This is a genomic window from Rhizobium sp. UFLA01-1127, assembly GCF_059803845.1.
Map to the genome: position 1 here is coordinate 1 of NZ_JAUQTZ010000070.1, position 20160 is coordinate 20160.

The 20160-nt window shown below is 61.3% G+C and carries 25 protein-coding genes and 1 pseudogene; 15 read left to right on the top strand and 11 right to left on the bottom strand.

Annotated features, from left to right (window positions below; genetic code table 11):
• From Q4Q11_RS18070 to Q4Q11_RS18085, 4 genes are all read left to right on the top strand, one after another.
• A partial coding sequence (locus Q4Q11_RS18070) for an ATP-binding cassette domain-containing protein (RefSeq protein WP_498570372.1) occupies positions 1 to 454 on the top strand: 454 nt, incomplete at its 5' end.
• A 108-nt stretch (positions 455 to 562) separates the two neighbouring features.
• Positions 563 to 751: a YegP family protein gene (locus Q4Q11_RS18075; protein WP_112503113.1), complete on the top strand. Its 189-nt coding sequence runs from the start codon at positions 563 to 565 to the stop codon at positions 749 to 751.
• 249 nt (positions 752 to 1000) lie between these two features.
• A complete protein-coding gene (locus Q4Q11_RS18080) occupies positions 1001 to 1339 on the top strand; it encodes a YciI family protein (RefSeq protein ID WP_498570373.1) in 339 nt (112 codons plus the stop codon).
• A gap of 5 nt (positions 1340 to 1344) precedes the next feature.
• Positions 1345 to 2592, top strand: coding sequence for an RNA polymerase sigma factor (locus Q4Q11_RS18085; RefSeq protein ID WP_498570374.1), 1248 nt, complete (start codon positions 1345 to 1347; stop codon positions 2590 to 2592).
• Positions 2593 to 2596: 4 nt separating this feature from the next.
• Here the strand turns inward: Q4Q11_RS18085 and Q4Q11_RS18090 are convergent, their stop codons facing one another.
• The 5 genes from Q4Q11_RS18090 to Q4Q11_RS18110 all read right to left on the bottom strand — a co-directional run bounded on the left by Q4Q11_RS18090 (position 2597) and on the right by Q4Q11_RS18110 (position 7685).
• Positions 2597 to 3628: a peptidoglycan -binding protein gene (locus Q4Q11_RS18090; RefSeq protein ID WP_113213583.1), complete on the bottom strand. Its 1032-nt coding sequence runs from the start codon at positions 3626 to 3628 to the stop codon at positions 2597 to 2599.
• Positions 3629 to 3631: 3 nt separating this feature from the next.
• The gene (locus Q4Q11_RS18095) at positions 3632 to 4675 is read right to left on the bottom strand and encodes a MotA/TolQ/ExbB proton channel family protein (RefSeq protein WP_112503104.1); all 1044 of its coding nucleotides are present in this window, start codon (positions 4673 to 4675) and stop codon (positions 3632 to 3634) included.
• Positions 4676 to 4808: 133 nt separating this feature from the next.
• On the bottom strand, positions 4809 to 5609 hold the full coding sequence (locus tag Q4Q11_RS18100) for an inositol monophosphatase family protein (RefSeq protein WP_112503102.1): 801 nt from the start codon (positions 5607 to 5609) through the stop codon (positions 4809 to 4811).
• A gap of 192 nt (positions 5610 to 5801) precedes the next feature.
• Entirely contained in the window at positions 5802 to 7022 is a 1221-nt protein-coding gene (locus Q4Q11_RS18105) for a tetratricopeptide repeat protein (RefSeq protein ID WP_113337651.1), read from the bottom strand.
• 9 nt (positions 7023 to 7031) lie between these two features.
• Positions 7032 to 7685, bottom strand: coding sequence for a thiamine phosphate synthase (locus Q4Q11_RS18110; RefSeq protein ID WP_498570375.1), 654 nt, complete (start codon positions 7683 to 7685; stop codon positions 7032 to 7034).
• A 223-nt stretch (positions 7686 to 7908) separates the two neighbouring features.
• Here Q4Q11_RS18110 and Q4Q11_RS18115 point away from each other — a divergent pair, with 223 nt between their 5' ends.
• Positions 7909 to 8169 (top strand): metalloregulator ArsR/SmtB family transcription factor, encoded by a 261-nt coding sequence (locus tag Q4Q11_RS18115; RefSeq protein ID WP_112503098.1) that lies wholly within the window; start codon positions 7909 to 7911, stop codon positions 8167 to 8169.
• Positions 8170 to 8340: 171 nt separating this feature from the next.
• Here Q4Q11_RS18115 and Q4Q11_RS18120 read toward each other — a convergent pair whose 3' ends face one another.
• Positions 8341 to 8514, bottom strand: a complete 174-nt coding sequence (locus Q4Q11_RS18120; protein WP_047629072.1) for a YdcH family protein — start codon at positions 8512 to 8514, stop codon at positions 8341 to 8343.
• Between the two features lie 231 nt (positions 8515 to 8745).
• Here Q4Q11_RS18120 and Q4Q11_RS18125 point away from each other — a divergent pair, with 231 nt between their 5' ends.
• The 6 genes from Q4Q11_RS18125 to Q4Q11_RS18150 all read left to right on the top strand — a co-directional run bounded on the left by Q4Q11_RS18125 (position 8746) and on the right by Q4Q11_RS18150 (position 12674).
• On the top strand, positions 8746 to 8949 hold the full coding sequence (locus Q4Q11_RS18125; protein ID WP_015341042.1) for a YdcH family protein: 204 nt from the start codon (positions 8746 to 8748) through the stop codon (positions 8947 to 8949).
• A gap of 19 nt (positions 8950 to 8968) precedes the next feature.
• On the top strand, positions 8969 to 9463 hold the full coding sequence (gene purE, locus Q4Q11_RS18130; RefSeq protein WP_037196597.1) for a 5-(carboxyamino)imidazole ribonucleotide mutase: 495 nt from the start codon (positions 8969 to 8971) through the stop codon (positions 9461 to 9463).
• Positions 9460 to 10515 carry a 5-(carboxyamino)imidazole ribonucleotide synthase gene (locus Q4Q11_RS18135; RefSeq protein WP_112503096.1) on the top strand — a complete coding sequence of 352 codons (1056 nt, stop codon included), beginning with the start codon at positions 9460 to 9462 and terminating at the stop codon, positions 10513 to 10515. The genes purE and Q4Q11_RS18135 overlap by 4 nt, the downstream gene beginning before the upstream one ends.
• 152 nt (positions 10516 to 10667) lie before the next feature.
• Positions 10668 to 10793: a type B 50S ribosomal protein L36 gene (ykgO, locus tag Q4Q11_RS18140; RefSeq protein ID WP_003582204.1), complete on the top strand. Its 126-nt coding sequence runs from the start codon at positions 10668 to 10670 to the stop codon at positions 10791 to 10793.
• A gap of 90 nt (positions 10794 to 10883) precedes the next feature.
• On the top strand, positions 10884 to 11513 hold the full coding sequence (locus Q4Q11_RS18145; protein ID WP_498570376.1) for a hypothetical protein: 630 nt from the start codon (positions 10884 to 10886) through the stop codon (positions 11511 to 11513).
• A gap of 108 nt (positions 11514 to 11621) precedes the next feature.
• A complete protein-coding gene (locus Q4Q11_RS18150) occupies positions 11622 to 12674 on the top strand; it encodes an alpha/beta fold hydrolase (RefSeq protein ID WP_113213658.1) in 1053 nt (350 codons plus the stop codon).
• On the opposite strand, the gene Q4Q11_RS18155 is transcribed toward Q4Q11_RS18150, so the two are convergent.
• Positions 12653 to 13594 (bottom strand): LysR substrate-binding domain-containing protein, encoded by a 942-nt coding sequence (locus Q4Q11_RS18155; protein WP_113337324.1) that lies wholly within the window; start codon positions 13592 to 13594, stop codon positions 12653 to 12655. The genes Q4Q11_RS18150 and Q4Q11_RS18155 overlap by 22 nt on opposite strands.
• 111 nt (positions 13595 to 13705) lie before the next feature.
• Between Q4Q11_RS18155 and Q4Q11_RS18160 the strand changes: the two genes are divergently transcribed.
• The 4 genes from Q4Q11_RS18160 to Q4Q11_RS18175 all read left to right on the top strand — a co-directional run bounded on the left by Q4Q11_RS18160 (position 13706) and on the right by Q4Q11_RS18175 (position 16133).
• Positions 13706 to 14098 carry a tautomerase family protein gene (locus tag Q4Q11_RS18160; protein WP_113337323.1) on the top strand — a complete coding sequence of 131 codons (393 nt, stop codon included), beginning with the start codon at positions 13706 to 13708 and terminating at the stop codon, positions 14096 to 14098.
• Between the two features lie 5 nt (positions 14099 to 14103).
• Positions 14104 to 14499 carry a cupin domain-containing protein gene (locus Q4Q11_RS18165; protein ID WP_112503087.1) on the top strand — a complete coding sequence of 132 codons (396 nt, stop codon included), beginning with the start codon at positions 14104 to 14106 and terminating at the stop codon, positions 14497 to 14499.
• A 3-nt stretch (positions 14500 to 14502) separates the two neighbouring features.
• Positions 14503 to 15075, top strand: a complete 573-nt coding sequence (locus Q4Q11_RS18170; protein ID WP_498570377.1) for a DUF4865 family protein — start codon at positions 14503 to 14505, stop codon at positions 15073 to 15075.
• Between the two features lie 89 nt (positions 15076 to 15164).
• Positions 15165 to 16133: a threonine/serine dehydratase family protein gene (locus Q4Q11_RS18175; protein ID WP_112503082.1), complete on the top strand. Its 969-nt coding sequence runs from the start codon at positions 15165 to 15167 to the stop codon at positions 16131 to 16133.
• A gap of 100 nt (positions 16134 to 16233) precedes the next feature.
• Here the strand turns inward: Q4Q11_RS18175 and Q4Q11_RS18180 are convergent.
• The 4 genes and pseudogenes from Q4Q11_RS18180 to Q4Q11_RS18195 form a co-directional block, all read right to left on the bottom strand.
• Positions 16234 to 16870, bottom strand: a pseudogene (locus Q4Q11_RS18180) (LysE family translocator).
• Positions 16871 to 17035: 165 nt separating this feature from the next.
• Positions 17036 to 17917, bottom strand: coding sequence for an NAD(P)-dependent oxidoreductase (locus Q4Q11_RS18185; protein ID WP_498570378.1), 882 nt, complete (start codon positions 17915 to 17917; stop codon positions 17036 to 17038).
• Positions 17918 to 18040: 123 nt separating this feature from the next.
• Positions 18041 to 19480, bottom strand: coding sequence for a pyruvate kinase (gene pyk, locus Q4Q11_RS18190; RefSeq protein WP_112503074.1), 1440 nt, complete (start codon positions 19478 to 19480; stop codon positions 18041 to 18043).
• A complete protein-coding gene (locus Q4Q11_RS18195; protein ID WP_112503071.1) occupies positions 19480 to 19971 on the bottom strand; it encodes a DUF1036 domain-containing protein in 492 nt (163 codons plus the stop codon). The genes pyk and Q4Q11_RS18195 overlap by 1 nt, the downstream gene beginning before the upstream one ends.
• Positions 19972 to 20160: the final 189 nt, after the last annotated feature.

Genomic DNA, 20160 nt, shown 5'->3' on the forward strand with positions numbered 1-20160 from the left:
CCCGGACGCCTCTCGCGAGGAAGTCTGTGCCGCCGCGGCCGCTGCGCAAGCGGATGAGTTCATCTCGCGCCTGGAGCATGGATACGATACCGAGGTCGGCGAGCGGGGCGTCACTCTTTCCGGCGGCCAGCGCCAGCGTGTCGCCATTGCACGCGCCATCCTGAAGAATGCGCCGATCCTCCTGCTCGACGAGGCGACCTCAGCCCTCGATGCCGAGAGCGAGACCCTGGTGCAGAAGGCGCTGGAGGGTCTGATGGAGGGACGCACGACCCTCGTGATCGCCCATCGTCTGGCGACCGTTCTGAAAGCCGATCGCATTCTGGTGCTTGATCAGGGCCGCATCGTCGAGGAAGGCACGCATCAGAGCCTGATCCGCCACGGCGGCATCTACGCCAAGCTTGCGCGCCTGCAGTTCGATGCAGGCATCGAGGAGCACATGCTCATCGCCAGATAGCGATAACCGCGTAAATCGCACCAAATACAACTCTGTGGAAATAGTCTGGAATTTGAGCTAGGTTTTCAACGCCATCTCGCGCTGACGCGATTCTAGGAGACGAGAACCATGTATAAATTTGAAGTCTACAAGGACAAGGCCGGCGAGTTTCGCTTCCGCTTCAAAGCTTCGAACGGCGAAACCATGTTCGGTTCCGAAGGCTACAAGGCGAAAGCCTCCGCCCTGCATGCTATCGAGTCGATCAAGGCCCATGTCGGCGGCGCTGTCATCGACGATCAGACCGTCGCAACCGCATAATATCTCGCGTCACGCATTCGCTGCAAAGCCACTTACGGCCGGCTGCCCATCGGGCACGCCGGCCGTTTCGATTTTTGGCGACGAGTTTCAAAAAATCTTTTCGCGAGTGTCGAATTCGTCCCGGCACGCGGCTCATTCTATCGAAACGGCAGGAAGCCGTTTTGCCTGCGGTGTTGTATAGTCCGGCAATCAGCTTTGCAGGGCACACCGTCCGGCCATCGTCAAAACTGTAAATGGGAGACTTATCTCATGCAATATGCTTTGATCATCCGTGAATCAGCCGAGGATTTCGAGCGTCGCGCCGATCCGACCTATAAGAACGGCTGGATTGCCTATACCCAGGCCCTTGCGCAGGCCGGCATCATGACAGGGGGCGCGGGATTGACCGCGCCGGAGACGGCGACAGTCGTCCGTCGCCAAGGCGAGGACCATGAGGTCAAGGACGGTCCCTTCCCCGATGGTAAGGAGCAGCTTGGCGGCTTTTTTCTGATCGACGTGCCGGATCTCGATGCCGCGCTGGAATGGGCCTTGCGCATACCGATCTCCCAGCAAGGCTCGGTCGAAATACGGCCGCGATTGCAGATGTAACCATCATGACATTGGATGCCCGACGCGCTGCCGAGCAAGCGGCGCGTCAATCCTACGGCAAGCTGGTTGCTTTTCTCGCCGCGCGCTTCCGCGACGTGCCGGCGGCCGAGGATGCTTTGTCCGATGCGATCGCGGCAGCGTTGAGTACCTGGCCGGAACGCGGCATCCCCGACAATCCGGAAGCCTGGCTGCTGGTTGTGGCCAAGCGCAACCTCCTTCGCCGGGTCAGGCACGAAAATGTCAGGGTCGGAGCGCGCGACAGGATCATGATGGCCTTCGAAGAAGCGGAGGAGCGCATGAATGCCGACAATTCCCCCTTTCCGGACGAGCGCCTGAAGCTCCTCTTCGTCTGCGCCCATCCGGCCCTGGATCGCTCGGCTCACACGCCGCTGATGCTGCAATCCGTACTGGCCGTCGATGCCGCCACCATAGCCAAGGCATTCCTCGTTTCGCCGCAAGCCATGAGCCAGCGGCTGGTGCGGGCAAAAATCAAGATCCGCGACGCACATATTCCTTTTATCGTTCCGGAGCGGTCCGTTTTGCCGGACCGATTGGAAAGCGTGCTCTCGGCGATATATGCCGCCTATGGCCTCGGCTGGGATGGGGTAGACGGAGAGATCGGCAAACAAGGATCTCTTGCGGAGGAGGCCATCTGGCTCGGCCGCACTCTGCTTGCGACCTTGCCGCAGGAGCCGGAGGCGGCGGGCTTGCTGTCGCTGATGCTCTACAGCCAATCCCGCCGTGAAGCGCGGCGCGATGCGAATGGACGGTATGTCTCGCTCGACCAGCAGGAAATGGCCCTCTGGGATGCCGAAATGATCGCGGAGGCCGACAATCTGTTGCGAAAGGCCGGTGCATTCGGGCGTTTCGGTCCGTTCCAGTGCCAGGCGGCTATCCAGTCCGTGCATGCCGACCGGCGACGCTCCGGCGCGACCGATTGGCAGGCTCTCGCCAAGCTCTACGAGGCACTGATGATGATGGAGCCGACGACCGGCGCGCGCATCAGTCAGGCCGCGGTGATCGGCAAAGTCCGCGGCGCGAGCGCCGGGCTGGATTTGCTGGACCGGATGGCCGAGCGCGATATTGCAAGCTATCAGCCCTATTGGGCCGTGCGCGCGCATCTGCTTGCCGAATCCGGCGATATGGAGAAGGCCGCCTCCGCCTATCGCTCGGCGATCGGGCTAAGCAGCAGCGAGGCGGTGCGGCAATTTCTGCTGCAGCGCCTCGAGGCCATTTCGCCAAGGAACGGCTGACCGATTATTTTTCCGTCAGCTTCAGCTCGATGCGGCGGTTGGTAGCGCGCGCATCCGGCGTATCGCCGGGGGCGATCGGCTGGAATTCGCCGAAGCCGGCAGCGACAAGCCTGTCGGCCGGAACGCCCTGCGAGATCAGGAACTTGACGACGGCGATGGCGCGCGCGGACGATAGCGCCCAGTTATCCGGGTAGCGGCCGGTGCCCGAAAGCGGCACATTGTCCGTATGGCCGTCGACGCGCAGCACCCAATTGATTTCAGGCGGAATTTCCTTGGCGAGGTCGATAAGAGCTGCGGCAAGCTTCGTCATCTCCGCCTGTCCTGCCGGATTGAGATCGGCAGCGCCGGATGGGAACAGCACCTCGGACTGGAACACGAAACGGTCGCCGACAATGCGGATATTGTCACGGTCGGAAAGGATTTCGCGCAAGCGGCCGAAGAAGTCGGAACGATAGCGGTTCAGCTCCTGGACACGCTGCGCCAACGCCACGTTCAGCCGCCGCCCGAGATCGGCAATCTTCACCTGCGATGACTGGTCCTTGGCCTCGGATGCCTGAAGTGCGGCCTCCACGGCGGCGATCTGGCTGCGCAGGGCGGCGATCTGCTGATTGAGGAGATCGACCTGGCTGAGCGCCCGCGCGCTCACCTGCTTCTGTGCATCGAGTTCCTGCGAAAGGGAGCCGGCACGCTGTTCGGCCGCCTGGCTGTTGCCGGACCCGGCGGCGAGCAGTGTCTGCAGCCGCGAGCGCTCGCTCTCGGCCGAGGAAAGTGATGCCTGCAGATTGGCGACGGCATCCTCCAGATCCTGCTTGCCGCTCTTTTCCAGCGCCAGTTGCTGCACCAGATCGTTGATGCGGCTATTGAGGCGGTTGAGCACCTCGTCACGGCCGGAAATCTCGCGGCTGAGGATGAACTGGCCGACGACGAAGACCGTCAGCAGGAACATGATGGCCATCAGCAGCGTGGACAGCGCATCGACGAAGCCGGGCCAGTAGTCGACGCTTCTCTGGTGGCGTCGGTTGCGGGCGAGCGCCATGGCCTACTTGCTCCCGGTCTTCTCGATATGGCCGATACGGTCGGCGAGGCGATCGAGCGTGCGGCGCATCGATTTCGCCTCTTCCTGCTGTGCCTCGATCCAGTCGCGCAGCATCTGCTGTTCGTTGCGCATATTCTTGACCAGGCCCTGAATGCCCTCGGCAAGATTAGCCATGGCCGTCACCGAGCGCTGGCCGCCCCCTTCGTCGGCGATCTTGCGCAGATAGTCCGACAGCGCCCGTACGTCCTCGGAAGAAGCGCCCGTGGTGCCTTCAATGACCGGGGCGATGTCGGAGCCGACGTCCGTCACCGAGGAAAGCCAGTTTTCGAGTTCGGTATAGAAGCGGTTCTGCGCGCGGCCGGCCTGCAGGTCGAGAAAGCCGAGGATCAGGGAGCCGGAAAGACCGAGCAGCGAAGACGAAAACGCCGTGCCCATGCCGACCAGCGGGCCGGAGAGGCCCGTCTTCAGGGCGCTCAGAATATCGCCTGTATCGCCGCTGCCGGCATCGAGGCCTTGAATGACGTCGTTGATCGAGCCGATCGTGCCGATCAGGCCCCAGAAAGTGCCGAGCAGGCCGAGAAAGACAAGCAGGCCGATGAGATAGCGCGAGGTATCGCGGGATTCGTCGAGGCGCGTGGCGATCGAATCGAGAATGGATCGCAGCGTCGCCGTGGAAAGCTGCATCGCACGGCGGTTGCCCAGCAGCGCCCGCATCGGCGCCAGAAGCCGCGGATTGCGGCCGACCTTGTCCGCATTGCCGACGGCGCGGAAGTGATTGAACCAGCGAACCTCCGGCCTCAGCATCAGCACATGATTGAAGACAAGCAGGATGCCGACGGCCAGCACGCCGACGATCAGGCCGTTGAGGCCAGGATTGTGCAGGAAGGCGACCTGGGCCTGACGGAAAAGGATGGCCACGATGAAACCGACGATGACGAGGAAAAGAACCATCGTCCAGAAGAAGGCCATCGGGCTTGAGAGCTTGTAGGTGTAATTTCCCGATATGTTGTCGGTCGATCCGAGATCCGACAAATTTACATTTTCCATCACACGCTCCGCCACCGCATTTTCCGCAGGCGGAGACTAGAGCAACATTGTGCCGAATTGAAGAGACGGAAAGCACAAAACAGCCCGTTGGCAACAGACTGTTTTATCGCATGAAAGGCAGCCGAAGCCTGATCTATTTCGTCGGGATCGGACGCTTGACCACTTCGGCGAGCGCCTTCTGGATATGCTCGTTGCCGCAGATGATCGAATTCGTTCCGAGCATGTCGGTGCCGCCATGGAAATCCGAAACGAATCCGCCGGCCTCGCGGATCAGCAGAATGCCGGCTGCGATGTCCCAGGGAGACAGGCCGGTTTCCCAGAAGCCGTCGAAACGGCCCGCCGCTACATAGGCAAGATCGAGCGATGCGGAGCCGAGACGGCGGACACCGGCGACTTCGCCCATGACATGGCGCAGCTCGACCAGGAATTTGCCGTGATTGCCGCGGCCGAGATGCGGAACGCCGCAGCCGATGACGCTGTCCGACAGCACGCGGCGCGAGGCCACGCGCAGGCGGCGGTCATTGAGGAAAGCGCCGCCACCGCGTTCGGTCGTGTAGAGTTCGTCGGTCGCCGGATTGAAGATGACGCCGGCGACGATCTCGTCGTTGCGTTCCAGAGCGATCGAAACGGCAAACATCGGAATGCCGTGCAGGAAGTTCGTGGTGCCATCGAGCGGGTCGACGATCCAGCGATGAGCGCCATCCGTGCCCTTGACCTCTTCGCCTTCCTCACCGAGGAAACCGTAAGTGGGACGTGCCTTCAGCAGCTCGTCGCGGATGATCTTCTGCGCCTTCAGATCCGCCTGGCTCACGAAATCGCCCGGTCCCTTCACCGACACCTGCAGGTTCTGCACTTCGCCGAAATCGCGGCTGAGCGACTTGCCTGCCTTGAGGGCAGCCTGAACCATGACATTGAGAAGAGCAGAACGGGCCATCGGGTTTCCTTGGATAATGCAGAAAGCGCTGACCGGGCCTAAAAGCAGGCCCCGACTAAGCGGGAGCGTCAGCGGAAATAAAAGATTGGCGGCCTCAAGACCATAAAATCGAGTGAATTTCAAGTGGTGAGGCCACTGCACATGCAAACTGGCCTCATATCGGCTCCGAGCCGGTCGGATTTCACCTCGCCGCTACTGCGCGCGCCGATATTTGTTGGCCGCCTCGATGGCCGCCTTCTGCTGATAATCCTCGATACCCTGATAGAAATCCTCGAGCTCGGGATCCTTCAGGCCGGCGCGGCGGGAAATGACGTACCAGGTGGCAGCAGCCACCGGATCCTGCTTCGTGCCGATGGCGTTGATGTAGAGATGCGCCAGCTTGTTCTGCGCAACGACGTTGCCGCGATAGGCGGCGACGCGCATCCAGTTGAAGCCGTTTTCGAGGTCCTGCTTGCCGCCCGTGCCGTTGATAAGCCAGATGCCCATGTCAAGCTGCGCGGTATCGAAACCGGCATTGGCGGCGCGCGACAGCCACTCGCGGGCACGCGCCTTCTTTTCCGGCGGCAGGTCGGGAAGATTGAGATAGAGCTGCGAAACCGCATATTGCGCGTCGGCGATGCCCTGCTCGGCAGATTTTTCATAGTAGGGAAGCGCCATCTGCAGGCCCTTCAGACCGGGGTTTGCCGCGGTCAGCATCTGCGCCACGTTGAATTCGGCGGATGGCTGACCGGCTTCGGCCGCCTTCTTCATCCAGTCATCCGCCTTTTTCTGGTCGCGGGGCACGTCGTGCCCCTCCATCAGGATCAGCGCATATTTGAACATCGAAGTGGCGTCGCCACCCTCGGCTGCCTTGCTGTACCAGAACGCGGCATCCTTGGTATCGCGCTTGACGCCGAGCCCCTGCGACATCAGCTCGGCAATGAGCGTCTGCGCGGCAGGATCCCCGAGCTGCGCCCTTGGCAGGGCTCGTTGAAAAGCGGTCAGGTAATAGCCGCGCTGGAAGGCGCCATAGGCGTCGTCCGCCTTGCCCGCGTAGGGCTTTTCCGGCGGCAGATCGGGCAGCCTCGCCCCCATGCGCTCGAAGACGCCGACGCCTTGGGAAGGCTTGATGTCGCCGTCGGCCTTAGGCTCGGCGCCCGGCTGGATCTTCTCGTTCTTGAAAGTGCTTGCATCGGTGCCCAGCGGCCGCGTCACGATGCTTTCGTTGCGCGGTGGAGCGTCCGGCACGGCCGATTCATCGCCGGATTGCGCGCTGTCATCCGGCCGCGCGCCCTTGTCCGCCGGCTGAGAAACGCCCGGCAACGATGGATCGCCATTGCCCGATTGCGCTGCGGCCAGCAATGGAAATGCTGCAAGCCCGGCGGCAAGCACGGCAAGAAGGGATCGATGGCGGAATCGAGGCGTTGACGACATGAATCGCTATCAATCCTCAAACCGTGGCGCTTTTTCGTCCAGAAGCGCATTCACTTCCGCAACGATCGACGGGGCCCCGGCAGGATCGGCAAAGACAGCCTTATGCAATGCTACGAACTCCGCACCCGTCAGGGCCACTTCGAGCACAGACTTCGGATCGGTGCCGCCCATGACGATGCAGGGAATTTCGATCATCGAGGCCCACCATTCGCCGAGCGCCAGATTTTTCGGATGCGCCTCGGGCTTGATGTCGCCATCGAGCTTGCCGAAAAAAATATAGTCCGGCCGCAGCTCGCCGATCTCCAGCGCGCTATGCCGGTCGGTGGCACTGCCGCCGCCGACGATCAGCTTCGGCACGAATTTCTCGACAGCTTCGGTCAGCTCGGCGATATTGCCCGCGATATGCAGCCCATCGGCCTTGGCGCGGCCCGCCACGCGGCTGTCGCCGGCAATGAGCGCTGCGGCACCCGCGGCCTGAATGGCCGGCACCAGCTTTTCCGCATGTTTCTGGAAGGTGCTGTCATCGAGCCCATACTGGGGAATGATCACCGACGCGACGTCCCCGCCCCTGAGCGCATCGGCAACCGCCTTCGCCTGCTGCTCGATATCGGCGATGTCGGGAACGATGAGAACGAGGCGGCAACGATCTTCGGGCACGGTCATGCGAGCTTCCATGGTTTCGGCTTCCATCGTCAGCGATGGCGCACCGGTTCGATAATCGTGAGTAAATCCGTTAGCTCTCTCTGACAAGGGGCAGTGACCGAAACCGGCAGTTCGCGGCGGAGGACGGCCGCGGCGCGAACCTTCGCAGACGACCATCCTCACAATATATCATGCAGCGCACAATTAACTTGCCGCCATTGGGTGTTTGACGTAGCTTTCCGCCATGTCGACCATGGACCCTTTCGCAGCCATCGCGGACCCGAACCGGCGTCATCTGCTGGAGGAATTGCGCCGCGCACCCAAGACGGTCAACGAACTGGCGCTGGGCCTGCCGATCAGCCGCCCGGCCGTCTCGCAGCATCTGAAGGCGCTGCTCGACAGCAACCTCGTTTCCGTTACCAATGAAGGCACGAAGCGCATATACGCGGTGAACAGCCGCGGCTTCGACAAGCTGAATTTGTGGCTGGATCAGTTCTGGTCCTGAAGACGTCGTTTCAGGAAAATTGCGCCAACCCTACCTCCGACGCTATGAAGCTGGCGCATCCGTTTTGGCGGAAATGCTCTTCGATCCTGGCTGGGGAATTGCCTCGAGACCTTTCGATCTGCCTCTCTTGCTCCCAAGATCGATGGCTTTTTGAACTTTGGAGCCGTTGCCTCAGTGGACCGAGGAACGCAGACGTTGGATTTCGTCCTTGACCCGCAGTTTCCTGCGTTTGATGTCGGCTATTTCCGTATCATTGCTAGAGGGAGATGACATTGCCAGATGAAGCGCCTCCTCGAGCGCGACATGTTTCTTTTCGAGCGATTCAAGATGAGCTTGAACAGTCATATGACCCTTCCTTCCTCTTTAAGAGCCCTGACCATCCATTCGCCAAGGCTCTAGGTGTCAACCTTGCCACTGTGCCATAATATCGGGCCTTTGTCGAAGGCGAAAACGTGGCCCATAGGCGGCAAATTCGTGAAGAAGGATAACTTCCCGTTGTCGCCTTTTGGTGATAGGAGCTTGCGGGATTCAGGAGGCGGAACGAATACGATTCCGCGATATGCTGGGGAAATGAACATGGCCGATCAGGAACAGGCAGAAATCAGGCTGATCGTGGCGCGGCTGCGCCAGGAACACGAGGATTATGATGCCGCAATCAATGCCATGATCGAGACGGGCTGCGATGCCCTCCGTATCCAGCGCATGAAGAAGAAGAAGCTCGTCATCAAGGACAAGCTGACCAAGCTGGAAGATCAGATCATCCCCGATATCATTGCCTGAGGAGCTTAACGCAACGATGATGACCGAAAGACCGCCTGTCGCCATCATCATGGGAAGCCAGTCCGACTGGGAGACCATGAAAAATGCCGCGGACACTTTGGAAGCGCTCGAGATCACCTATGATGCGCGCATCATTTCGGCGCACCGCACGCCGGACAGGCTGGTGAGCTTCGCCAAAGGCGCAAAGGACGAAGGCTTCAAAGTCATCATCGCCGGCGCCGGCGGCGCAGCGCACCTGCCGGGCATGGCGGCATCCATGACGCCTCTGCCTGTTTTCGGCGTGCCCGTGCAATCCCGTGCCCTCTCCGGTCAGGACAGTCTCCTCTCCATCGTACAGATGCCGGCTGGCATTCCTGTGGGCACACTCGCAATCGGCAAGGCCGGCGCGGTCAATGCCGCCCTTCTTGCCGCCGCCGTCCTCGCCCTTGGCGATGAAGAGATTGCCGACCGCCTCGACGAATGGCGTGCCCGCCAGAGCGCGGCAGTCGCCGAATATCCGATGGACGACCTATGAACAAGACGATCGGCATCATCGGCGGCGGCCAGCTTGGCCGCATGCTGGCCATGGCGGCCGCACGCCTGAATTTCCGCACGGTCGTCCTCGAGCCGCAGACCGACTGTCCCGCAGCCCATGTTGCCAACGAGCAGATTGTCGCCGCCTATGACGACACGACCGCTCTTGCCGAGCTGGCAAAGCGTTGCGACGTCGTCACCTACGAGTTCGAAAACGTGCCCGTTGCGGCCGCCGAAGAGCTTGCCGCGCAGGTCACCGTCTATCCGCCGCCGAAAGCGCTGGAGATGGCGCAGGACCGGCTGACCGAAAAGAGCTTCATCAACGGCTGCGGCATCCCAACGGCTCGTTTCCACGCCGTCGGCAGCCAGGCCGATCTCGAAAAGGCTCTCGCCGATTTCGGCGGCCAGGGCGTGCTGAAAACCCGCCGCCTGGGTTACGACGGCAAGGGCCAGCGCGTCTATCGCTCCATCGCCGACAGCCCTGAAGGCGGCTATGCGGCATTGGGCAGCGTGCCGCTGATTCTGGAAAGTTTCGTGTCCTTCGAGCGCGAGATTTCCATCATTGGCGCGCGCGGCATCGATGGAACTGTCGCCTGCTACGATCCGGCCGAGAACGTCCATCGCAACGGCATTCTCCACACTTCGACGCTGCCGGCGGGCATTTCGGAGCAGACGGCTGCCGCAGCCCGAGCGGCCGCGGAAAAGATATTGACCGCGCTCGGCTATGTCGGCGTCATCGGCATCGAGTTCTTCGTGCTTGCCGATGGCAGCCTGATCGCCAATGAAATGGCGCCGCGCGTCCATAATTCCGGCCACTGGACGGAAGCCGCTTGCGTCATCTCGCAATTCGAGCAGCATATCCGCGCCGTCGCCGGCCTGCCGCTTGGAAAGCCTGACCGCCATTCGGATTGTGTCATGACCAATCTGATCGGCGACGACATCCTGGCGCTGCCAGAATGGCTGCGGCTTGACGACACGCTGGTGCATCTTTACGGCAAGACCGAAGCACGGCCGGGCCGCAAGATGGGCCATGTTACACAGCTTCTGCGCTGAGAGCAGCGGGAAAAAGCCCCTGACATGGTTGACAGAGCCGGTATGACAGGGTATTTGCTCCCCACCCTAAAGAGCGCGCCCTGAGCGCGCTTTTGATTGTTAAAGACCCGGGCGAATGTGACATTCCCCCTCAGAGATCGCGGATCAGAAAAATGAAGATCAAGAATTCGCTCAAGTCGCTCAAGGCGCGCCACCGTGACAACCGTCTCGTCCGCCGCAAGGGCCGCATCTACATCATCAACAAGCTGAACCCGCGCTACAAGGCTCGTCAGGGCTGATAGAGCGCGCGGCTCGGATCCTATGGATCGAGCCTCAGTTTTAATTGATCGCATCAAATTTGTTTTGATCTTCGACATTGGCGGGCTACTATGCCCGCCATGCGCGTTTTTGCTTTGTCATATCTAGCCCTGCCGATTCTGCTTGCCCTGACCGCCTCTGCGCCTCATGCGGTGCTGGCCGATGAACCGAACGTTGTGGAAAAGCAGAATCCCGGCGTTTCCTCCGGCAGCCTGTCGCCCAAGCAGCAGCTCGACAATCTGTTCATGGCGCTGAAGCGGCAACGCGATCCCGATCAGGCAAACCTTATCGCCGAGCAGATCAATGCCGAGTTCAACGATTCCGGCAGCGCCACCGTCAATCTCCTGATGCAATGGGCCGACAAGGCCATTCAGGACAAGCGCAATACCGCAGCCATGGACTATCTGGATCAGGTGATCTCCCTGAAGCCCGATTACGTGGAAGGATGGAATCGGCGCGCGACTCTCAACTTCGCCATCGGCGACTATCGCAAATCGATGGAGGACATCAATCAGGTCCTGCGGATAGAGCCGCGCCATTTCGGGGCGCTGGCGGGCATGGCGGCCATGCTGACCGAACGCGGCAACGATGCCCTCGCCCTCAAGGCTTGGGAGCGCTTCCTTGAAATCTATCCGGCGAATCGATCAGCCCAGGAAGAAGCAAGCAAGCTTTCGGAAAAGATTGCCGGCAGCCGGACCTGATATTTCTGAAACGCCGGCTTCTCCCTGTCACTGAAAAGTCGCCGGAAGGGATGAAAAGGCGAAACAACGCGCTAGATTAGTGGCTCAAGATATTTGATCCGTGCCGAAATGACCGATTTTCTGCTCGTCGCCATTGTTTTGCTCGTCGTCGTCGCCGCGGGTTTTTCCGCCTACAAGTCCCGCGCCATCGAGCAGGCCTACCCCAATATCGGCGAACTTACCGATATCGGCGGCTACCGCCTCAATGCCGTACATCTGCCACGCCCGAAAACAGCGGATTTGCCGGCGCTCGTCTTCATCCATGGCGCCAGCGGCAATCTGCGCGATCAGTTCGAAGCTTTTGCGGCGCCTTTGAGTGGCCGTGCCGAAATGCTGTTCGTCGACCGTCCCGGCCACGGTTACTCCGAGCGCGGAAGTGCCGAAAACGCCCTACCCTCGGGCCAGGCCGATGCTATCGCCAGACTGATGGAGAAACGCGGCATTAAGAGCGCCATCATCATTGGACACTCCTTCGGCGGCGCGATCGCCGCGGCCTTCGGCATGCGCCACCCCGAAAAGACCGAGGGCCTGCTTTTCCTTGCTCCGGCGACTCACCCTTGGCCGGGCGGTGTCGATTGGTACTACACGCTTGCCGCCACGCCCGTCTTCGGTTGGCTCTTCACCCAGCTCTTCGTAATTCCGATCGGCCTGCGTAGGGTCGAGACCGGCACGCTCAGCATCTTCCGCCCGAATGCGAGACCGGCGGACTATATCATGAAGACGGCGCCGGAGCTGGTGCTGCGGCCGCAGACCTTCCGCAACAACGCGATCGACGTGGTCAATCTCTTTGCCTACGTCTCCGCCCATGCGCCGCGCTACAGCGAGATCAAGGCGCCCACCGTGATCATCACCGGCGATAGCGACGAGGTCGTGCTGGAGGAACTGCATTCGCGCGGGCTCGCCCGGGACATCGCAGACGCAGAGCTCGTCACCATCCGCAATCTCGGCCACAAGCCGGATTATGTGACGACGGATGTGGCGATCGCCGCCATGGAACGGCTGGCAGGCCAGCCGCGTGACCTGTATGAGCTGGCTGCGCAGGCTGAAATACGCATCGCCAGCCTGACGGGGGAAGCTCCGCAGCCGAGCAGCGCCGTGTCTCAGGCCATCACCACATCATAGCCACGCGTATCCTCGAATATCCGGCTCTGCGGCACGGCCTCGACCGTCTGCCGAACCGCCTGCAGGATGATGGATGCCAATCGTTCCGTCGCCGGACTTGCTTCCGCTTCGGCGCGGTGCAGCACGAGATCGAGTTTCGGCAAAGCCGGCAGACCGGCCTCACCCGGCGCCAGTTGCCGCACCTTCGGCGGAAGGCCGAGCGGCGTGCGCAGCGCCAGACCGAGGCCTGCCGCCGTCGCCGCCCAAAGCCCTCCAAGACTCGGGCTGACAAAGGATATCCGCCAGCCGATGCCGGCGCGATCGAGCGTCTTCGTGGCGATGTCGCGCAGCAGGCATGGAGCTTCGAGCGAGGCCAGAGGCATGCTTTCGCCCCAATCGGCATGCCAATGCATCGCACCGCTCGCCGGGCCGACCCAGCAGAGCGGCACTTCGGCGACCCGATCGCAATGGGCCGTGCGGAAGCCATCGCTCCAGGCAAGCGCCAGATCGAGCTTGCCAGATGTCACACGCTCCACAAGCTCCACATTGCGCACCACACGCGCCTCAATGCGCACCTTGGGATGCGCACGCGCAAAACGCCCCAGCACCTCGGGCAGCAGCGTCTCGCCGAAATCCTCCTGCAAGCCGAGGCGCACCCAACCTTCCAGCTCCGTCCCGTGCAGTGCCGTGGCCGCCTCGTCGTTCAGGTCCAGCAGCCGCCGCGCATAGCCAAGCATGGTCTCGCCGGCCTCCGTCAGCGCCAGTCCCCGGCCCGCCTTGCGGAAGATCGGCGTGCCCGCCTGCTCCTCCAGCTTCTTGAGCTGGGCACTGATGGCAGAAGTCGAGCGTCCGAGCCGATCTGCTGCCCTGGCATAGCTGCCGAGCTCGATGCCGGTGACGAAGCTGCGCAGGACATCGAGATCGAAGACAATCTTCCGCATGGATAATCATCCATATTTTTGGGACTATAAATCCTGAATTATCTGATTTTCGGGACGATTATCTGCTGGCATTCTATGCTCGTCAAGTGACACGGAAACAGGAGCAATCCCATGCCATTCACCCGCATCACCCTTCTGCGCGGAAAGTCGCCGGAATATCTCAAGGCACTGTCCGACAGCTTTCATCGCGCTCTGGTCGAAGCCTTCGAAGTGCCGCCGACGGACCGTTTCCAGTCCATTCACCAGCTGGAGCCGCATGAACTCATCTTCGACCGGACCTATTTCGCCAGCAAGCCGCGCTCGGACGACTACGTCTTCTTCGATGTCGCTATCGGCAAGCCGCGCAGCACGGAAGTCAAGAAAGCCTTCTATCGCCGGGTCGCTGAACTTCTTGCCGATGCGCCTGGCGTTCGCGCCGAGGACATCATGATCACCATCACGACGGCGACACGCGAGGACTGGTCCTTTGCCGATGGCCGCGCCCAGATGATCGAACAGGTCTGAGAGACATGCCTCAAACCACCTCAACGCCATCGCCCGTTATCCATCGTGCCGGCACGAATATGCGCCCGTCGCCCGAAGGCATCGCAACCGCCTCTTTCCTAGTGGAGTCACTCGTGGAGAACGGTGAAAACGGCGGTCTCACAGCCATGCGCTGCGCCCTCGAGCCCGGCGTGATGACACACTGGCATACGCATCCGCATGGGCAGATCCTCTATGTTCTGTCCGGTGTCGGACTGGCCGAACGCTTCGGCGGTCCGGCCGAGGAACTGCACGCCGGCGACTGCGTCAGCTTCGCACCGAACGAACGCCATCGGCACGGTGCGGCGCCGGAAAATGCCTTTTCCTATATCAGCATCCAGGCGGCGCAGGATGGAAGCGCCGTGACCTGGCTGGAGGAATGACCGATGATCGCCATGCAATATAGCTTCCCCCTCCCCGCAGATTACGAGATGGCGATCATCGATCGCCGCATCCGCGAAAAAGGTCCCCTGCTCGACAATCTCGCGGGCCTGAAGTTCAAGGCCTATCTGACGGCAAGGAAGGACGATGCCATTATAGGGAGCCGGCAGAATCTCTATTCCCCCTTCTATGTCTGGCATGAAGAAGAGGGCCTGAGCGACTTCGTCTGCGGCCCCGGCTTTCTCGCCCTGACCGAGAATTTCGGCCGCCCGCAGGTCAACACCTGGATCGCATGGTACGCCGAGACGTCTGCGGATATTCGCCGCGCCAAATTCGCGATACGCGAGGTGGTCGCAATCGACGCCAAAAAATCGCTTGGCGAACTCCGCGCAAACGAGACGCAAGCGGCAGCGCAGGCCCTGTCGAACGGCGAAGCCCTCGCCTCGGTCGCCGCCTTCGAGCCGACGCACTGGACGCTGGTACGCTTCCGCCTGCTGGCCGAGCCGCCGAAAGATCCGGCTCGGCCAGGTGTCCAGGCCTACGACGTCGGGCATCTCTCGCTGCCTGGCATCGCTTGAAGTGTCATGGAGACAATCTCCTTGTTTCAAAGGACAGGCGGGCGCTTTATGGATGGAAAGTCTTTCTAAATCAGAAGAGTGATCCCTCCATGGTCGACATCGCAATGATCGAAGCCGCACGCACGCGCCTCGGCGGTCGGGCACGGCGCACGCCGCTGCTCTCCTCGCCCTTCCTTGATGAAATCGCCGGGCGCCGTCTATTCGTGAAGGCCGAATGCCTGCAGCATTCCGGCTCCTTCAAGTTCCGCGGCGGCTGGTCGGCGGTTTCGGCACTGGAACCGGCCGTGCGTGCCAGAGGCGTCATCGCCTTTTCCTCAGGCAATCACGCACAAGGCGTGGCATTGGCTGCAAAACTGCATGGCGTCCCTGCCGTCATCATCATGCCGGCCGACGCCCCGAAACTGAAGATCGCCAATACCCGCGCCTTCGGCGCCGAAGTCGTGCTCTACGACCGTATAAAAGAAGACCGCGACGAGATCGGCGCCCGCATCTCGAAGGAGCGCAGCCTCACACTCATCAAGCCCTTCGACGAACCGCAAGTGATTGCCGGCCAAGGAACGACCGGACTCGAAATCGCCGAACAAGCCACCGAGGAGGGCATCGAGGCCGCAAGCGTCCTTGTCCCCTGTGGTGGCGGCGGCCTGACCTCCGGTATCGCGCTGGCCCTCGAATCCCGCGCACCGGGCTTGAAGGTGCGCCCCTGCGAACCTCAGGATTTCGACGATACCGCCCGTTCGCTGGCTTCCGGCAAGATCGAGCGCAATGCCGCGCTGCAGGGCTCGATCTGCGACGCCATCATCACGCCGCAGCCGGGCAACATCACCTTTCCGATCCTGAAGCGCCTTTGCGGCCCCGGCCTCGCCGTGACGGACGAAGAGGCACAAAAGGCCATGGCGCTCGCCTTTACCCGTTTGAAAATCGTGGTTGAGCCGGGCGGCGCCGTGGCACTGGCAGCAGCGCTCTTCCACGGCAAGGATATCGACGGTGACACGGTGATCGCCGTTACCTCAGGCGGCAATGTCGACAGGGAAGTCTTCGAAGCGGCGCTGAGTCTTTAGAGCATTTCCGCTTTTCTTCGAATCGCGAAAACGCTCTATCCTCTTGTTTTTTTATGCATTCCGGACGAAAAACCGCTACCGCACTTTTCCTGGAAATGCTCTAATTCACGGCGCGGCGATAGAGCGCCAGCGACCCGGCAAGAGCCAAAAGCGCGCCGCCGCAGGCGCGCTCGAGCCATTTCGCCCCTTCCGATTTCAGGACGCGCACGGCCTGCGAACCGAAAACGGCATAGCCGAACATGACTCATGAAATCGAGCGCAGCAAAGATCGCACCGAGCACGATATATTGCTGCATCTGCGGCGCCGAGGGATCGATGAACTGCGGCAGGAAGGCCGAGAAGAAGAGATAGCCCTTGGGATTGGTAACCGCGACCATGAAGCTCTTCAGGCCAATGGAAAAGGCGCCTCCCTTCGATGGGTTCGCGCCCGCCTGCAAGGCACCGTCTATGCTTCCCTTCGAGCGCAGCATCATGATGCCGAGAAAGGCGAGATAGGCCGCACCCACCCATTTCAGAGCCGAGAACCAGAACTCGGAAGCAGCCAGCAGCGCCCCGAGGCCGATAGCGACGGCGCTGATCAGCACGGCATCGGAAAGAACGGCGCCGACCATGCCCGGCAAGGCGCGCCTGACGCCGAAACGCGAGCCGTTGGTCAGCGCCAGAAGCACGGTCGGCCCCGGCGTCGCGATACCGATGAAGGAAACGGCAGCAAAGGCGAGCAGTGTGGTGAGATGCATGATGTCCCTCCTCTGGAAGAGAGGAAGGTTGCATGTGAGGTGGTGGTAATCAAGTGTCTGCTTGCTTCCAGTCTGCCGCACCTCTGATACCCCCCTCTGTCGCTTTCGCGACAGAGGGGGGTGCAGCACTCCCCACAAACTCGAGCGTCGATGACACACTCCAAGCTACCCCTCCAATCCCGCATCCTTCGCCGCCAGCGCGCCGATCGCCGACCAATCCAGTTCCTCGCCGCCATGCGCAAGCAAGGTCAGGAACCGATCACGCAGCAGACTTGCCAATGGCAACGGCACGTTCAGCGCCTCGCCGGCTGCCAATGCCAGCCGGACATCTTTCTGGCCAAGCGGCGCCGTAAAGCCCGCCGGCTTGAACTTGCGGTCCGCGATCAGCCCGCCATAGGTCTTGTAGACGGGCGCATTGAACAGCGTCGAGGTCAGAAGATCGAGATAGGCATGCCGGTCGACACCACCCTTCTCGACCAGTGCCATGGCTTCGCCGAGCGACTCGATGACCGAAGCGATGAGGAAATTGCCGCTGAGCTTGACGAGATTGGCTGCCTTCGGCTCTTCCCCGAGCACGAATGTACGCTGACCGATGGCTTCGAAGAGCGGCATGACCGACCGGACGGCATCAGGCGCACCTGCTGCAGCAACGAAGAGCTTCGCCGCAGCAGCGGCTTCCGGACGGCCGAAGACGGGTGCCGCCACGAAACGCTGGCCTGCGGCCGCGTGCTCTTTGGTAAGCCGTTCGGACATGGCGACGCTGATTGTGCTTGCGGAAATATGAACCGCGCCCCTGCCAAGGTTTGCCAAAACGCCACCATCGCCATGAACGACGGCCGAAAGCGCATCGTCATGCGCGAGCATCGTGAATACGGCATCGCCAGCGCAGGCTTCCGCCACCGTTCCGGCAACCTTCGCGCCTTCGCTAGCCAAAGCCTCAGCTTTATCGCGCGAGCGATTGTGGACGGTTACCTCATGCCCGGCCTTGACGAGGTTGACGGCCATGGCGCTGCCCATTTGGCCCAATCCGATAAATCCGACTTTCACTGGCATATCTCCTTCTCACTCAGCCTGGGGGATCGCAGGCACTCCGCTTCAAGAAAAAACCCGCCGTCTTTCGACAGCGGGTTTCGGATGTTTCAGGGTGCTGCCGCAGTCAGATGTCGGCAATCACACGCCGGACTGGCCGTCCGAGCCGATATAGGCAATGCGCAGCATGTTGGTGGCGCCTGGCGTGCCGAGCGGAACACCGGCCGAAATGATGATGCGGTCGCCCGGCTTGCCGAAGCCTTCCTCGGCAACGATGCGGCAGGCATTGTTGACCATGTCGTCGAGGTCGGTCGCATCGTGCGTGACGACGCAGTGCATGCCCCAGACGACGGAGAGACGGCGCGCCGTCTGGATGATCGGTGACAGCGCCAGGATCGGAACCTGCGGACGCTCGCGCGAGGCACGCAGGCCGGTAGTGCCCGACGAGGTATAGCAGACGATGGCGGCGAGCTTCAGCGTTTCGGCGATCTGGCGTGCGGCGAGCGAAATCGCGTCGGCACCAGTCGCTTCTGGAAGTGCGCGCTGAGCATAGATGATGCCTGGATAATGCGGCTCGCGCTCGATGGTGCCGGCGATCGAGGCCATCATGGAAACGGCTTCGACCGGATAGTCGCCGGAGGCGGATTCTGCCGAAAGCATGACGGCATCTGCGCCTTCGAAGACGGCGGTTGCGACGTCGGAAACTTCGGCGCGGGTCGGGACCGGCGCGGAGATCATCGATTCCAGCATCTGCGTGGCGACGACAACCGGCTTGCCGGAGCGGCGGCAGGCGCGGATCAACTGCTTCTGGATGCCTGGAACGGATTCCAGCGGCATTTCCACGCCGAGATCGCCGCGGGCGACCATCAGAGCGTCGGAAAGCTCGATGATTTCCTCGATGCGCTCGACAGCCTGCGGCTTCTCGATCTTTGACATCAGGCCGACGCGGCCATGCGAGATCTTGCGGACTTCCGTCAGATCTTCCGGGCGCTGGATGAAGGAAAGCGCGACCCAGTCGACTTCGTTGGTGGCCAGGACGGCATCGAGGTCGGTGCGGTCCTTGTCGGTCAGCGCGCCGACGCCGAGCAGAGTGTCAGGCAGGCTGACGCCCTTGCGGTCGGAGATCTTCGTGCCCGAAATGACTGTCGTCACGATGCTCTTGCCGTCGCATTTTTCGGCACGCAGCGCCAGCTTGCCGTCGTCGATCAGCAGACGATGGCCGGGCTGCACCGATTCCAGGATTTCCGGATGCGGCAGGTAAACGCGCGTGTTGTCGCCGGGCGTATCCTGATTGTCGAGCGTGAAGGTCTGGCCAGGCTTCAGATCGACCTTGCCCTCGGCAAACTTGCCGACGCGCAGCTTGGGACCCTGCAAGTCAGCGAGAATGCCGATCGGACGGCCACAGCGGCTTTCGACGGCGCGAATGCGCTGGATCAGCATGCGCATCACATCGTGGCTGGCGTGGCTCATGTTGATGCGGAACAGGTCCGCCCCGGCCTCATGAAGCTTCTGGATCATCTCCTCGGAGGAAGATGCCGGACCGAGTGTTGCGAGGATTTTGACTTTTCGGTTTCGTCTCATCAATTCTGGCTTTCCTGGCTGCCCGGGGTATCGGAAAGCTGAACCATCCAGCTCGCCTGACGCCCCGTGTCGTATTCCTTGAATCCCATCTTCTGATAACCGCGAGCGTAGCAGTCCTTCACGCCTGGGATTTTAAATTCGTTTTCCGCCACGCACATTTCGACGTCGCCCGTCCAGCGGCCGCCGCGAGCCGCATCTTCTGCGTAGAGATAATAGTAGCGGGATTGGAGCGGCCCCTCGATCAAAGTGGCGCAGGTGTTGGCCGGAATCTGCCACCACCCTTCCGTTACCCAGCCTTCCTTGGCACGATAGCCGATCGCCACACCGACGAGGTTCTGCGTACCGTTGCATGTTCGGAAGTCGGCATGAGCGGCATCCGGCATGAAAAAGAAGAACGGCGCTGCCGCAGCAAGGATGAGGAAGGCGATTCGGGCTAGCGGACCTGACCGCTTAACGAAACGTGGCGCGACTTGGCTGGACACGGCTTCCAATTGGCTCCCGGTTGTTCGTTGTTGCGTCTTCTTGCGCTGCCATCCCATGAATGTCAACGCAACTCTAATCGATTATATTTTCTTCACGGCATGGTGACGGCACCAGGCGCCGCTCTCCATCCGATCGAAGCTGCAAACCTTGCACCTTCCATCCGCACATGCAATCAAACAAAGAGTTGAAAATTTCAA